At 64.3% G+C, this 15,000-nt stretch carries 7 protein-coding genes; 2 read left to right on the forward strand and 5 right to left on the reverse strand.

All coding sequences use genetic code 11. From position 1 onward, the window contains the following. Nucleotides 1-24 precede the first annotated feature (24 nt). The 5 genes from INT12_RS16175 to INT12_RS16195 all read right to left on the reverse strand — a co-directional run bounded on the left by INT12_RS16175 (nucleotide 25) and on the right by INT12_RS16195 (nucleotide 11,630). Nucleotides 25-1,416 carry a hypothetical protein gene (locus INT12_RS16175; RefSeq protein ID WP_017845607.1) on the reverse strand — a complete coding sequence of 464 codons (1,392 nt, stop codon included), beginning with the start codon at nucleotides 1,414-1,416 and terminating at the stop codon, nucleotides 25-27. A 25-nt stretch (nucleotides 1,417-1,441) separates the two neighbouring features. Further along, nucleotides 1,442-5,098, reverse strand: coding sequence for a hemagglutinin protein (locus tag INT12_RS16180; protein ID WP_193039752.1), 3,657 nt, complete (start codon nucleotides 5,096-5,098; stop codon nucleotides 1,442-1,444). Between the two features lie 30 nt (nucleotides 5,099-5,128). Further along, complete coding sequence (locus INT12_RS16185; RefSeq protein WP_193039753.1) at nucleotides 5,129-8,353, reverse strand: hypothetical protein; 3,225 nt, start codon at nucleotides 8,351-8,353, stop codon at nucleotides 5,129-5,131. Between the two features lie 83 nt (nucleotides 8,354-8,436). Next, nucleotides 8,437-10,275, reverse strand: coding sequence for a Hint domain-containing protein (locus INT12_RS16190; RefSeq protein WP_193058920.1), 1,839 nt, complete (start codon nucleotides 10,273-10,275; stop codon nucleotides 8,437-8,439). A gap of 461 nt (nucleotides 10,276-10,736) precedes the next feature. After that, entirely contained in the window at nucleotides 10,737-11,630 is an 894-nt protein-coding gene (locus INT12_RS16195; protein ID WP_017845611.1) for a LysR substrate-binding domain-containing protein, read from the reverse strand. A gap of 271 nt (nucleotides 11,631-11,901) precedes the next feature. On the opposite strand from INT12_RS16195, the gene INT12_RS16200 reads away from it, so the two are divergent. Together INT12_RS16200 and INT12_RS16205 are read left to right on the forward strand one after the other, a co-directional pair. Next, nucleotides 11,902-13,548: a DUF1302 domain-containing protein gene (locus INT12_RS16200; protein ID WP_017845612.1), complete on the forward strand. Its 1,647-nt coding sequence runs from the start codon at nucleotides 11,902-11,904 to the stop codon at nucleotides 13,546-13,548. A 31-nt stretch (nucleotides 13,549-13,579) separates the two neighbouring features. Then, entirely contained in the window at nucleotides 13,580-14,935 is a 1,356-nt protein-coding gene (locus INT12_RS16205) for a DUF1329 domain-containing protein (RefSeq protein WP_046484104.1), read from the forward strand. The last annotated feature ends 65 nt before the right edge of the window (nucleotides 14,936-15,000 follow it).

The following is a 15,000-nucleotide window of genomic DNA, read 5'->3' on the forward strand; positions in this document are numbered from 1 at the left end:
AAACTGGAGCTTCAGCACGACCCATCAGGGACGCGGGGTCAGACGACGCAGGTTGCGCTGTGCATGTGCAGGCGCGCGGGCGGCCCCGTTGGCGGGCGCAGGTGCTGGCGGCGGGCTGGTTCTGGCAACCTCGTCGGCCAGGGGAACGCTGGCGAAGGCCTCGGCGAGCTGCTTGCTGCTCTTGGGCAGGCGGTTGCTGGAAAAACCGATGAAACGGATGTTGCGCTGGTCCACGGAGGATTGCGCAGTCACCTCGTAGCCCCAGTTCATGCCTTCGGCGAACGCGGCGGTCGGGGCCGTCAACTCCTTGGCCGGAGGGAAGCTGAAGTTGCCTTTCTTGGTTTCCCGCCCCCAGTACAGGTTGGTGTAGTAGTTCTGGTCGGTCTGGTAGGTGTAATTGGTATTCAGCGCGCCCTGGGTGTTGGAAAGCGGTACGTCGAAGTAGGTCGAGACCAGGTGATTGGGCTGGACATGTTCATCGGCCCACCAGGGGCCGCGATGGTCGGCGAACGGCAAGAACGCGTTGATGGTGTCCAGGGAGGGATGGTCATGGCTGGTGTCTGCGCTGACGATGATTGTCGCGCCGTAGGTCAGCGAGGCGAAGGTCCTGACCACTTGCGCGGCCTCCTTGCTGATGAGCGCGTTGGACACCTTCAGCCCGAAGGTGGTAGAGCGGCTGCCATGGTGCGGTGCCTGGAGCATGAAAGAATTGGACAGCCAGACTTTGTGTTCGAGGAAATGCCGATTGACGAACTGGAAGGTGGAAAAGGTCGCGTCGCCGAAGATCACCGCGCCGACGTTGAACATCTGTAGGTAGATGCCCAGCGAGGTCGAGTTGGCCAGGTTGCCGTCGGGCTCATCGTAGGCTGCGTAGGCAACATCGACGTCTACTCCCTGTTTGGTATCGGCCATCGGTGTATTGACCGCGATCACATAGGCATTGACGGTCTCATTGCCCCAGATCGAGTGCCAGTGCTGCGGGTCGCCCGTGGGGAAACTGCTGGTGCCCACGGCGAAGTTCAAGACGTGGGTGCTGGCATCCTCGGTACGCTTGCCCAGTTCGCCCAGCACATTCTTGGTTTTCTTGCCGGCGTACCACTTGTAGCGACCGCTATGGAATACGTGGCCGATCTTCATGTTCGGCAGTTCTTCCAGCAGGCCGCGGATCAGGTTGATGTGGTCGGCATCCTTGTGCGAAAGAAAGACCGCGTCCAGGTAGCCTTCGTCGTCATCGCTGCGCGCGATGATCCGCTGCTTGAGAAACTGGATGGTCGGGCGTCCCGCACGGCGGCGGGTTTTTGTCGAGCCGAGGTCGAAGAGGGCGTTGGCAATGACGTTATCGTCGTCGTCATACCCTTCGAAATAGGTACACATGCCCTGGCCGACATCCAGGCAGTAAAGGCGTTGTTTGCTCATGGGCAGCGTCCCTTGCTGTTGATTTTCAGATAACCGGCGGCGTGCGCCGTCCGGAACGCGCCAGGCGCTTGCTGTCCGGCGTTCGCCGGGCCACCTGGCGCGGTGCCGGGGCGGCAAGCGCGGCTTGCTGTTTTTTCTTGTCCTCATCCTTGAGGTAGGCCGCGTACCACCCCAACGAAGTCTTCGGGCTGCCGGGAGCGCCGAACAGCATCAGGTCGGCATTGCCCGGCGGGAAGCTCCAGGCCAGCACCGACAGGGCGAAGCGGCGCATGCGCAGCAGGTAGTTGAGGCGGTTGTCGCTGTCGCGCCAGGTTTCGAAGAGGAAGGTACGAAAGCCCAGCTTGAGCACGCCCTGCAACGGCAGGCTGCCATTGATGGCATTGGACATGCCCAGCTTGATCCCGAAGTAGACCGGTGGGTCGCCGGCCACCGGCTCCGGGCCCCAGGCGGCGAGCACGGTGATCTTCAGGCCGATGGCGCCGCTGAGGGCGCCGAGGGTGCCCATGTCCAGCGCCAGGCTGAGGCCGAACCAGGGCGCCGCCAGGGGTTGCTGGTCCAGGGGCGCGCCGATGGAGGTGAAACCGAGGCTTTCCGGGGTGGCCCCTTGCGGCGGCTGGCCGACGGGGGCCAGGTCGGGGGCGGCGACCAGGCCGTCGAGGCGCAACGGAAAGTTCTCCACCAACGAGGCCGGACGCGCCAGTGAGGCGCCGGGGCCGGTGTTGAAACCGACCCCGGCCTCGCCGGAGGTGAAGCGTTGCTGCGACGGATCCTCCATGGCAAAGGACATGGCCACCACCAGCCCTTGAAAACTCAGGTAGCCGTTGACCGCGTCGCCGGGGCCATAGCCGAACAGGTCGAACTCGGGAATCTCGACGAAGGCCAGACGCCCCGCCAGCACGAAGTTGGCGGTGAGTAGGCCGTCCACCGGGGCGGCGGCGGTCTCCATCCGGCAGTCGCGGATATCGATGGAGGCCAGGGCCGCGCCATTGCTCTGGAACACGTTGTTGCCCAGCAGGCTGAAGGAATAGCTCGGCTGGCCACCAACACGCTGATAGCTGCCAGTGAGGATCAGGTTGTTGCCACGGGCCCGATCGACCTTGGCCAGCCATGAGGCGAACAGGCGGTTGACCATCAGTTCGGCTTCGGCGGAGAAGTCCACCACCCGCGCATTGTCGAAGCGCACGCGCATGGAGAGGGTCTTGTAGCCGAAGGGGATGGTGGTGGAGGCCACCAGGTCGTCCGGGTCGTTGTAATCGATCAGGCCGAACACGGCGGTCTGGCCCAGGTCGATGATGCCGTTTTGCGGCGTGTACGGGGTCAGCGAGAAGCCGACGTGATGGGCGTAGAAGCGCGAGCGGTCGACCCCGGCGGCCATGAAGCGCAGGGCCGAGGGCATGTCCTGGAAGTCGATCGGCGCATTGAGGAACAGCACGCCGTTCCAGCGCGGGTTGTCGAGCACCTCGTGATAGAACAGCACCAGCGGATCGCTGTCGCCGATATCCGGGTCGAGAACGGCCAGGCGCGCCTTGCTGATCACCGCGTCGAGTGCGGCCTGGGTCGGGGCCAGCGAGCCGTCCGCAGCCTGCGCGACTGCTGGCCAGCACCAGGCGCCGGTGTCCGCCGCGAGGTCGGTGATGGCCCGGCCGCAGTACTTGAACAGCATCAGCGTCGGGGTCAGGGCGTCGTTGCGCCAGGAGCGCGGCGAGAGTTGGAAGGTCCAGCCTTCGATATCGGCGCGCAGTAGGCCCGCCGCCGCTTGCGCCGCGGCCAGGTAGTCGCCGGCGCTGGCTGCCACTGCGGCATCGAACGCGGCTTCGTTAGGGAATTCCGGGTAGCCGAGTGCCTTCAGGGCATTGTTGATCGCCTGGGCCTGGGCGGCCGGGACCCCGGCGGCGAGCAGGCGCGAGACGGCGTTGGCGGCGGTCAGTTGATAGGCCACCGAGCTGCCCTGGTCCATGAAGGTGTCGACGTCGGCCACCACCATGAACAGCTGGTTGGATTGCAGCGCGGCCTGGAAGGGCGGCTTGACCTCGGTGAGGATCAACTGCCCGGTATCCGATTGCGGCATGTTGGCGAACAGCACGCCGGCCCATGCCGATTGCGCGGCGTCGAGCACGGCGATCAGGCCGCTGGGGGTAACGCCCAGCGGTGGGGTGTCGGCATTCGCAGCCTCGGCCGGCACGCCGAGGCGCAGGCGTCCGGTGGGCGCGCTGCGCGGTGCTTCCAGTGGCGGCAGGCCGATCAGCTTGCGCCGGATGGGCGCCAGGGCGGCGTCCTCCAGATGGGCGGCCTGGTCGATCGCCTGCGGTGCAATCCGTGCATAGACCCCCATGGGCCAGACCACCGGCGTGCTCTGCTGGCTCGCCTGCAAGGTCGGCAGGGTGGCGGCGTTCATGTTCAGGTAGGAGAGGAAACCCGCCACCGGCACCCTGGCCGCGTTGAACAGCGGCGAGCGCGGCGGCTGTGCTTCGTAGCTGCGGCCACCGCCGCCATCGGACAGCACGGTGGCCCAGGCGGTGGTGCCGAGGTCGCTCAGGGCTGCGCCGTTCGCCTCCTCGCGGGCGGGCGGCAGATAGGCCGCGCCATTGGCCTGGAACAGCAGCAGTGAGGTGCTGTCCTGCGGCAGCACCACGGTCTCGGTACCGGCGACGCCGAGGATCAGGCGCGTGTTGCCATCGCTGCTGTGCGCCTGTTGGGGCGTGCCGAGGTCGAACAGGCCATCCGGCGCCAGGTGCCAGACCAGGTTGGCACTGGCGACATCCGCGGCATCGAACAACGGGGTACGCCCGAAGCTCAGGCGCGCTCCCGGCAGGTCGCCACTGCTGGCGCGTGGCGTGGCCAGGGTGGTGTGTCCGGTATTGCTCAGTTGGGCAAATCCCAGGGTCGGCACGCTGCCTTGCCCGGTGGCGAAGACCAGCGCACTGCGTTGCGGCAGTTCGGGGTTCAGCGGATCGAAGGCCACAGCCAGGTCGAAGGGTGTGGCGTCCAGTTGGCGGAACAGCGGCATGTCGATCAGGTTCACTTCGCCCACCGGGCTGTCGATATCGGCTTCGCCGTAGCGCAGCATGACGCCGAGACGCTGCATGTCATCGGCCTCCTCGTCGAGGCCATTGCCGGCGCGGATACCGAAGCTCAGGCAACCCAGCTGCGTACCGTTCAAGGGCAGTGGGCATTGGGGTTGGGTTGCGGCATAGACGCCACCCGGGGCGAAGAAAGACAGGCCCGCGCCGTCGAACAGCAGGCTGTCGCTGCCGGCGACCAGGCCGCTGCCACCTTTTATCGCCACCGCGTACTGGCCGAGGCCGAAGCGCATATCGCGCACTACCCGCCAGCCGCCGCTCGGCTCGCCAACGGGCAGCGCGTCGATGCCCTGGGTCTGCCACTGGCTGGCGCTGTCCGCCGGGTTGGCGATCCACAGCAGGCGCAGCCAGCCCTTGGGCGACAGGCGCGGCCAGAGTGCGCGCAGGTCAGCGACGAACGTCGCCGGATCGGCGGGTGCGTTCGCGCAGAACAGATAGGCGCCGCCCTGGTCGGCCCAGGTCTGCGCCAGGCTGGCGCTGGCGCCGAGGTCACTGCCGGGGCTGGCCAGATAGCCTGCCCAATAGTGCTCCAGGCCACTCTCTGCGAGGGTGGAAAGGCGGTAAAGACCCGCCGTGACGTGTTCGAACACCGGTACGCTCATGACGGCTCCCTGTCGCGAGGCGGTGATGGATCAGGGCTGGGTGGTGATAACGGCATCACCCGGCAGCAGTGGTACGGCCAGCGGTGTCCAGCCTGGGGCATAGTTGCCCAGCCCGCTCCAGTCCAGGCGCAACGGCCAGGCGCCGGTGCCCAGGGCTGCGGTTGGGTCCAGCACGGCGGCACCCAGCCCGCGCAGCACCCGCACGCCATGCACCGGCAGCGCCGCAGGCACTGGCATGCGCCCGGCCAAGGCCAGCAGGTTGGCCACGGTGGTGCCCACCGGTACCACCAGCGGCGTGCCGTCGAGGGTGACCCGCAGGCACGCCTTGGGCACCGCGCGACCGCGGAAAAAAGCCACCGGTACGGTGCCGCCGGGCACGTTGCTGGCGCTGTTCAGGGCGGTGAAGCTGGCGGCTGCGGCGAGCGTGAAGTTGTTGGTCGTGGTGGTGATTGCCGGGTCGCTGGCGCTGGCCAGGGCAGACGGCGAGAACAGGCGGTAGAACGGGGCGATGAAAGCCGGGAAATACAGGTCGGCGGCATCGGCGACCCCGCCCATCTGCTGGGTGCTGTCATGGGACGGCGGCGGGTTGACCGAGAGTGCGCCGCCGCTGACCAACTGACCGATAAAGGAATCCCAGCCGGTGCTGATGCTGCCCGAGCTGTCGACGAACTGGCCGACCGGATAGTCCACCGTCGGCCCGGCGACATAGCCGTTGCTCCACTTCAGGTCCGAGGCGGTCGAAGAGATAGTCTGGAAGGGGCTGGCGGCGACCCGCAGGATCATCCCCGGCCGCAGGTCCACCGAGCCGAGGGTAGCCCCGGTATCGGGGGAGGGGAACGCCAGGCCGAAGCCGTAGTACAGCGATTCCTCGAAGGTCTGCGGCATCACTCGGGCCAGGGCGTCCTGCACGGCGATGATGCCCCACGCAGCGGCACCGGCGCTTTCCAGGGCCTGGAGAAAGGCCACGTAGGCCTTCAGCAGGCCGCTGCGCAGGGGGCTGCTGTCGAAGGTCCAGGGCGAGTCGGTGCCGCTGGAGGCGATGGCGAGACTGTAGGGGTAGGTGGCACCCGGGGCCGCCGCCAGGGTGAATGGGCCGTTGCTGATGGGCAGGCCGCTGAGGCTGCCGGTCTTGCCGATCTGCGGCAGGTACAGGGTCAGCGCGGCGGCCGGTGCGTTGCCACTGAGGGCGGTGCTCAGGGTTTGCGCCGGGATCAGGTGCGGGAAGCTGGTCGAAGCGGCTTGCGCGGATGGAATGAAGGCGCTGCGGTACAAGGCCGAGGCCTGGTTGGACGGGCCGATATTGGGGGTGCCGAGCACCGGCTGGTTGGCCTGGACCACCACGCTCAGGCTGGCCTCGGCGTTGCTTGGGGTGTAGGCCCAGCTTTGTTCGAGCACCCCGGCGCTGGAGGTGAAGGCCTGGTCCACGCTGGTCGTGCCGGTCACGGTTTTCAGTACCGAAATCCGATAACTCTGCCCCTCACTCACGGCGCTCCAGCGGGCGCTGAGGGTGGCGCCGTCGTAGTCCACCGCAACATCCTGCACGGGCGTGGTGGCCAGGGCGAACGGCGCGCTGGCAGGGCCGACGAGGGTGCAGCCATTGACCACACCGGCGCTGCGCAAGGTGACGCGCGCCGGATTGCCGCCGCTGGCCAACTGGGCGGGGGTAAGCGTGGTGCTGGTGCCGCTGAGGTCCAGGTGCTGGCCGCCGGGCAGGCTCAGGCGGTAGCCAGGAGCGCCGCTCAGGACGGCCCAGCTCAGGGTGCCGCTGCCACTTATCGCATCGGTGTCCCAGGTGCTGATCTGCGGGATCGTCAGCGGTACGCCGAGGGCCGTGGTGCTGGTGTTGCGCACCACGCCCGTGGCGGGTGCCAGGCCGACGCTGAGGGTCGCGCCGTCGACGTTGACCGGCAGGGCCAGGCGTGCGGTATTGCCGTTGACGCCGAGGCTGCTGATGGCCGCGCCGTTGAGCAGCAGGCTGACCGTGGTGAGTGCGGGGCTGGTCAGCGACGTCGGGGCTTGCCAGGTGACATCGATACTGCCGCCATCGGCGCTGACCACCAGGCTGGTGAAGCTGGCGCTACCGGTGATGATCGGCAGCAACTGGCCCTCGGCGCCGACGCCGCCGTCGGTGCCGAGGGCGATGATCTGCGCAACCCAGGCCTGGGCGCTGTCCAGTGCGGTGTTCAGGGTGATGCTGCCCGAGGTGGCGCTGGCATCGCTGACCGTCGCGGCAAAACTCTGCCCGCTGGACAAGGACACTGCCTGCAGGGTGTAACCGGTCACGGCCGGGTTGTAGGGCATGACCCAGTCGAGTTTGAGTGCGCTGCCGTTATAGTCGACCGCGGTCAGCACCGGGCGCGTCGAGACGATGGGGGTCAGCGGGCTGACCAGGCCGGCGCCGCTGGCGGTGAGGGCGGTGACCGAGAGCTGGAAGTTCAGGCTGTCGGCCAGGGCGGCGGGCAGGGCCAGGGTGGCGCTGCTGGCATTGCCGCCGGGGACGTCGACGCTGTAGCCGGTGGCGCTGGCCAGGTTGCTGGCGCGCAGGCGGTAACCGACGATTGCGCCGGCATCGCTACCGGTCCAGCGGGCGACGATGCAATTGCCGTCGCGGTACAGATTGGTCTTGCCCAGCACCGGGCGGACCATCGACGTCGGCGGAAAACTCGCAGCGTTGGAGCGTGCGCTGGCGCTGTTCTCGCCGACTGCGGCGACGTACACCTGCCACTCCGAGTTGTCGCCCAGGCCGCCGCCGAGCTTGTCGTTGTCGACCACGGCGAAATCGGTCTGGGCGCCGCTGACTGGGATGTTGTAGGTGGTGCCGATGCTCTGCGACACCACGACGATTTCATAGCCGGCCGCCGCCTGCGACGAGGGTTGCCATGTCACTCGCAGGCCGAGGCCATCGTACAGCGCCTCGTCCAGGGTGGGGCGCACGGTGGGCAGGATCACCGGTGCGCTGTTCTGCCCCGAACTGGTGCCCCACTGCGCCTGGACCACCACTTGGTAGGTGACGTCGGTGTTCAGTGGCTGGTTCAGGGGCAGGTTGCCGATCCCGGTGTTCCGGCCCTGGAAGACCGGGCTCTGGTAGGCGACCACGGGAGTGCCGCCGCCCAGCCAGGCCAGCTGGATGATGTAGCCGGTGACGCCAGTGTCGCTCGAGGGGGTCCAGATCACCCGCACGTTGCTGCCGTCGTAGATGGCGGACTGGATAACTGGGTCGTTGCTGTTGTTCTGAACTTGTGCGTGGACGGCCATGCGTGCCTCCGGAAGAAGGGCTGGAAAGAGGAAAGCCGGAATAGAGGGGCGTCAGGGGATGCGCTGGCGCATCCCCGCTGGCGTCACTGGTCGGGGGTATTGTCGAAGTCCTGCAGCCACTCCTTGGGCAGGGTGGCGCGGATTTCGGCGCGGCTGCGCAGTGGCGTGCGTTCACCCACCGAAGCCAGCGACTGCTGCATATTGGCGTCGCCGGTGAGCAGGCCGCCGGCGTAGTAAGTGCCTGCGGTCGGGTAGGGTTGGGTCAGCAGGTTATGGACCTTGCCGCTGTACTGCTCCAGGTTCAGTTCGGTGACCATGGCCTTGCCGTCGATGCTGCTCAGTTCATCGCCGACCCGCAGGTAGCGGGCCTGTACCGGCAGGCCGTTGGCAAGGATCATCGGGTGAGTGCGGGTGACCAGGACGTTCTGCCCGCCATCGGTCTTGATCCGGATCATCGGGTGGGGTTCAGTGCCCAGGGTGGTGCCGTACACGTCGTTGGTCTTGCCGTCGGCGCTCTTCACCGACTCGCCGCCCTTACCGGTAAAGGCTTCCACTGGACGCTTGCTGCCGTCGGCCAGGGTGATCTCGGTGCCCTCGGCCAGGCAGCCCTGCATGATGTATAGCGGCGGGATGATATTGACCCCCGGGGTGCCGAGGTAGGTGCGGTCGCTGGTGAAGTTCAGCGTGCCGAATGGCGGCTGCTGGCCCGGGCTGCCGTTGAGCGAGACATAGGCGGTAACCCACAGGTTGGCGGCGGTGCCGTCGTAGTAGTTGATGCAGTTGCCGGTGTTGGGGAAAGCCGAGGCCGGGTAGTTCCACGAGATGGTCTGGTCCTTGGCTGTCCAGTACAGCTGCTCGAGCACGGTGCCCTGCTGGAAGTACACGTTGCAGCCACCGCCGGCGGGGTTCTGGATATAGATCGAGGTAACCCCGGCCGGTGGCGAAACCACGGTGTTGGCGAAAGTGGCCGAGCCCGACAGCGGGAAGACGAAGTTGGTCGGGTGTGCATTGGCGTTCCAGTAATCGCATTCCTGCTGGCTGCCACGGTTCCAGCACAATTTGATCGGCGTGGTGTTGGCCTTGGTGTTGGTGCAGGTGGTCTCGTAGGTGCCGGTGCAGTTGCCGTTGCTGCGCACGCAGTAGTTCGGCTGGTCGAGGCAGGCGCTGGTGGGGTTCAGGGTGTCCTGGAAGGTCTGCACGTAGACCACCGGCGGTTCGATCGGACCGGCGTTGGCCGGGTAGTAGTAGAACAGGCCCTTGGCCTGGGTGGTCGGGTTACCGTCCGCAGCGGGCAGCAGGCCGGAGACCTGCACACGGAAATCCGTGCCCTGGCTGAACTGGCTGCTGGACTGGGTGGCGTAGACCTTGCCGGTTTCCACCTCGTACAGCTCCATGACGATGGACGTGGAGGTGGTCCCGCCTACCACCGAGGAAATCCCCGTGGCCTGGTAACCGGGCTGGGCGGCCGCGAGGGTCGTCTTGGCCTTGTTGGCGCTGGCACCGTTGTCCTGGGAGAAGGTGGCGATGAAGTGGAGGTTCTGGATGCCGTCCGTGGCAGTGGCATTGACTGCCAGTGCGCGGTGGGGGCGGGCGGCGTTTTTCTTCAGCTCGGCGACACCGATGTCCCGGCCCTTTTCCAGGCTGCGGAATAACTGCGGCGAGTTCTCCGGGGTTTTCCCGGCGCGCTTGAAGGTTTCGGTGATGTATCGGTAGTGCAGCGGATTGGCCAGGTCGAGGCGATGCGGGATGCCGGGGCTGACTTCTGCATCCAGGGCCTTGATGTCGGTCAGGGTCTCGGCACTGAGTGCTTTGCTGTCGGGGGTCTTGTAGGCGGCCTGGACCGGAGCGATCGCCACGGGGGCGAGTACGGCCAGAGTGAGAAAAGCGTGACGCACAGCTCGAACGAAATCGCGAGTCGCCATGATGTCTTCCCTGAGGTGGTGGCTAGCGGCTCACTGGCACCCTGTGCCAATCCTTATGAGCGCTGGGTACTCAAAAACATAGTAGGGGGGGTAGGAAATTGCAAATTAATATTTCAGCGGTTTTTAGCGTGCTAAATAGCGTTGCGTTCTGAGTAAGTGCCCGTAAATACTGTGTCAAAAGGCTTTTTGTGACCGACCGGTCAGCCTTGGGGCGGCGGAATTCGAGGCTTATAGCGGGGAGGGTGGCGAAGTCTGGTGAGGCTTTTTGACATCATCTTTGCCGAGGTATTGAGCAGGGGAATCGGAAGTGTTTGCTGAAAAAAACTTCTTCGTCTGTTCCGGTTTCATCGTCGTGAGCCATTTCTAGACGCGTCCATGATTCAACCATCATTGACACCTTGCTTATCAGGTCGGCGTGAAACGTTGGCCAGGGTTCGTCCTTGGAGTGGGTCACATCTTGCCTAGTTGTCTCTGCGAAACGCTCGAACGGTGTCCAAGAATGACTTGAGTAGCGGTGATGGGTCGTCGAATCGATAAATACAGTTCAGGTCAACACCGGCGTTTTCCGGAAGGTCAATCAATGGACGATACACGACCCCGGACAGCGCCAGTACGGTGGCGGACTCCGGTACCAGGCATACGCCGAAATTACTGGCGACCAGCGCCACGCCCGTTATCGTGTCACCTACCTCCTGAGCGACGTTTGGCGTAAAGCCTGCCTGCTGACACAGGCTCATCACCTTGTCGACAAAGCTGGGGCGCGGCCCGGACGGAAAGACGATAAGCGGATAGTCAGCCAATGCTCGAAGCGGGATCGAGGCCCGGTGCGCGAGCGGCGATGTTTCGTTGACCGCCAGCAGCAGCCGTTCGGTCGTGACCACCTCATTGGCGATGTCGTTCGACGGTGAGATGAACCGGTTAAAACCGGCGTCGATCCGCTTCTGCCGCAAGGCTTGAATCTGCGCCTCTTTGTTCATGTTGTGCAGCACCACCTTCACGTCTGGAAACGCGCTGCTGAACGTCAGCAGCAGCTTGGGGATCGTGTCAAGAATGCCCGAGCCGAACACGGCGATATCCAGCCGTCCAAGCTTGCCCTGGCCCGCCCGCTGGGTGCGTTCGGTGGCCTGTTCCACCACTGAGCGAATGTTGCGCGCCTCTTCGAGCAGCAGCTCGCCGGCGGGGGTCAACTCCATCCCGCGGGGTGTGCGGTTGAACAGTTGCACGCCCAGGTCTTCTTCCAGTTGCTGAATCTGGCGGGTCAGCGGTGGCTGGGAAATATGCAGGCGAACGGCCGCGCGGCCGATATTTTTTTCCTCGGCAACGGCGACGAAATAGCGGAGGTGACGAAGGTCCATCAGGCAGGCCTTTTCTGGGGGAATCGGGAGCGCTGCAGGCAATCGCGCGAGCGTTTTTGAGCAGACTACGCGAACCGGTCAGCGCCGTGAACGGCCCTCTTAGCCTACCTATAGAAATACCTAAAAGGTATTGCTCCATTGGTTTTATGGTATTGGACGGTAATCCTCGACGGTAATAATTTGTGATTCGAGAGCACATACCAGCAGGCGCCCCGCGCGTCTTCGAGGTGTGTGACCCCCCACATAAAAATAACAAGTCGAGGATCTCAACATGCTGTATGGAGCCCGTCTGCCCAAATTTCCCCTCAAGACGACCTTTCTCGCCCTTGCCAGCGCCTGTGCCACGGGACCGGCTCTTGCATTCCAGATTGATGCTGGCAACCCTGACCTGCGTATGTCGTTGGACAACACCGTTAAATACAGTGCGGCCTGGCGTGTCGAAGGCGCCAAAGGCAGCGTGGCGGACAATTCCGTCGGGGTGCAGGCCAACACCAACGATGGCGATCAGAACTTTGGCAAGGGGCTGATCTCCAACCGTTTCGACCTGCTCTCCGAGTTCGACCTGCGCTACAAGCGTAATTATGGGCTGCGCTTGAGTGGCGCGGCCTGGTACGACGATGTCTATAACAAGTCGAACGACAACCCCGGTGCGTTGGACGGCGCGTTGGTCAATTCCAGGTCGGTCAAATACAACCAATTTACCGACGACACCCAGAAATTACACGGTCGCAAGGCCGAACTGCTGGATGCGTTCCTCTATGGCAGTTTTGCCCCCGGCGACATGGGCCTCAATCTCAAGGCCGGGCGTTTTACCCAGTTGTATGGGGAAAGCCTGTTCTTCGGCAGCAATGGCATCGCAGCGGCGCAGACTTCGCTGGACCTGATCAAGGCACTGTCGGTGCCCAACTCCCAATTCAAGGAAATTCTGCGTCCGGTGGGGCAGTTTTCCGGCCAGTTGCAGATCACGCCCGATGTGTCGATCGGCGCCTACTATCAACTTGAATGGCGCAAGAGTCGGCTGCCCGGCGCCGGCAGTTATTTCAGCTTTGCCGACTTTGTCGATGAAGGCGGCGAGACACTGATCCTGGGGCCGGGGGTCAGCGCGCGGCGCGGTGATGACATCGATGCCAAAAACTCGGGGCAGGGCGGCCTGCAGTTGAAAGTCAAGTCGGGTGACTTCGAGTACGGCCTTTACGCCGCGCAGTTCCACGACAAGATGCCGCAGTTTTACCTGCACCCGGATACCGGTGTGTACGAGCAGGTCTACGGTGAGGACATTCGTACCGTCGGCTTCAGCGTGAGCACGCTGGTGGGCGAAACCAACGTGGCGGCGGAGATGTCCTTTCGCGACAACATGCCGTTGGTGGCGTCCGGCAACACGGTCATCGTGCCCGAGAGCGCCGGGGCTGATGGCAACAAGCACGCCGCGTTCCCGGTCGGCCGCACCCTGCATATGAACCTCTCGGCCGTTTCGGTGTTGAGTGCAAGCCCGATGTGGGACGCCGCCTCCTTTCTCGGTGAGATCGCCTTCAACCGGCGCCTCAGCATCACGGATAACAAAGACCAACTCGACCCGCTGGCCACCCGTGACGCCACGGCCCTGCAATTCATCTTTTCGCCGGAGTACTTCCAGGTCCTCCCGGGCCTCGACGTGCAACTCCCTGTTGGCTTGAGTTACGGGCTGTCCGGGCGCTCGTCGGTCAACGGGGTGCTGTTTCCTTCCGAGCATGGCGGCAACGTCAGCTTCGGCATCAAAGGCGAGTATCAGAAGACCGTCCAGGCCAGCCTGAACTTCACCCACTACTACGGTCCGGCTGGCTCGATCATCCGCTACGACACCCCTGCGCCCGAGCTCTCCTACAAAAACTTCCACGGTGACCGCGATTTCATTTCGCTGTCGATTCAACGCACGTTTTGAGTTGGACCACCCTGGTTTAAGGACAATAACAATGCATAAGAAAACAGCGATTTATCTGGCCCTCACGGCCTTGATCTTCAGCGCCAACGGTACGCAGGCTGCGGTCAGCGCCCAAGAGGCCGCGACCTTGAAAACCACCCTGACGCCCATGGGGGGCGAGCGTGCCGGCAACAAGGACGGCAGCATCCCGGCGTGGAGCGCGACCCCGACGATAGCGGCAGCCAGCGACAAAATCGGCGATATTCCCACCAAGGTGTTCGCCAACGAAAAAGTGCTGCTGCAGATCAACGCGCAGAACATGGCGCAATACGCCGACAAGCTCTCGGATGGCACTCAGGCGCTGCTGAAAAAGTATGCGCAGAGCTTTCGCCTCGACGTGTACCCGACCCACCGCACCGGCCTCGCCCCGCAGTTCGTGTACGACAACACCGCGAAAAACGCCACCCAGTGCCAGATCAAGGATGGCGGCAAGTCGATGCAGGGCTGTTACGGCGGTGTGCCGTTCCCGATTCCCAAGGAAGGCGTGGAAGTCATCTGGAACCACTTGCTGCGCGTGGAAAACGAAGCCACCGACGTCGCCAGTTTCAAGAACGTCATTCTGACCGCCGACGGCTCGCGCACCATCGCCACGGAAAACGACCAGTCCAACCAGTACCCGTATTACTACAAGGACGGTTCGCCGGAAAAATGGAACGGCGAGTACTTCCTCCAGCGCTTCAGCACCATCGCGCCGCCCTTCAAGTCGGGTGAATCCCTGGTGTTCCGCGACAGCATCGACGTCAAGCAGTCGCGCCAGGCCTGGCAGTACCTGGTCGGGCAGCGTCGGGTCCGGCGCGCGCCCACCGTGGCCTATGACACTCCGGACTTCGTCGCTTCCGGCGCCAACTACTTTGACGAGGTGCTGGGCTTCCTCGGCCATGTGGATCGTTTCGACTGGAAACTGATCGGCAAGCGCGAGATGTATGTGCCGTACAACGACAACGCACTGGTCACCGCGTCGGTGGATGAAGCCTACGGCGCCCATCACCTGAACCCGGACAAACTGCGCTGGGAACTGCATCGGGTCTGGGAAGTGGAAGCCACCGTTGCCAGCGGCAAGCGCCACGCGGTACCCAAGCGCAAGTTCTACATCGACGAAGACTCGTGGATGGTGCTGTTGGTCGATGGCTACGACAGCGAAGGCAAGCTCTGGCGCACCAGCCAGGTGACGCCGTTCGTGTTGCCGCAGGTGCCGATGCTGGCCATGAAACCGGCGAATATCTTCAACTTGCAGGCCAACACCATGAGCTCGACGCAGTCGCTCAACGGTGCGACCTACACGATTGTCCCGCGCCATCCCGAGGCCCATTTCACGGGGGACGCGGTCGCCGCCGAAGGCGTGCGCTAAGGCCGTTGTCTACCTGCAGTTCCGGCATCCGGCGCTTGTTCGGTTGCCGGTTCCTTTGCCATGAC

This window comes from Pseudomonas sp. K8, assembly GCF_014889455.1.
In the GTDB taxonomy this organism is placed as follows: domain Bacteria; phylum Pseudomonadota; class Gammaproteobacteria; order Pseudomonadales; family Pseudomonadaceae; genus Aquipseudomonas; species Aquipseudomonas veronii.

Excerpts from the sequence above, each read along its gene's own strand:
- INT12_RS16175 (WP_017845607.1), bottom strand. The coding sequence starts at position 1,416 with ATGAGCAAACAACGCCTTTACTGCCTGGATGTCGGCCAGGGCATGTGT.
- INT12_RS16180 (WP_193039752.1), bottom strand. The coding sequence starts at position 5,098 with ATGAGCGTACCGGTGTTCGAACACGTCACGGCGGGTCTTTACCGCCTT.
- INT12_RS16185 (WP_193039753.1), bottom strand. The coding sequence starts at position 8,353 with ATGGCCGTCCACGCACAAGTTCAGAACAACAGCAACGACCCAGTTATC.
- INT12_RS16190 (WP_193058920.1), bottom strand. The coding sequence starts at position 10,275 with ATGGCGACTCGCGATTTCGTTCGAGCTGTGCGTCACGCTTTTCTCACT.
- INT12_RS16195 (WP_017845611.1), bottom strand. The coding sequence starts at position 11,630 with ATGGACCTTCGTCACCTCCGCTATTTCGTCGCCGTTGCCGAGGAAAAA.
- INT12_RS16200 (WP_017845612.1), top strand. The coding sequence starts at position 11,902 with ATGCTGTATGGAGCCCGTCTGCCCAAATTTCCCCTCAAGACGACCTTT.
- INT12_RS16205 (WP_046484104.1), top strand. The coding sequence starts at position 13,580 with ATGCATAAGAAAACAGCGATTTATCTGGCCCTCACGGCCTTGATCTTC.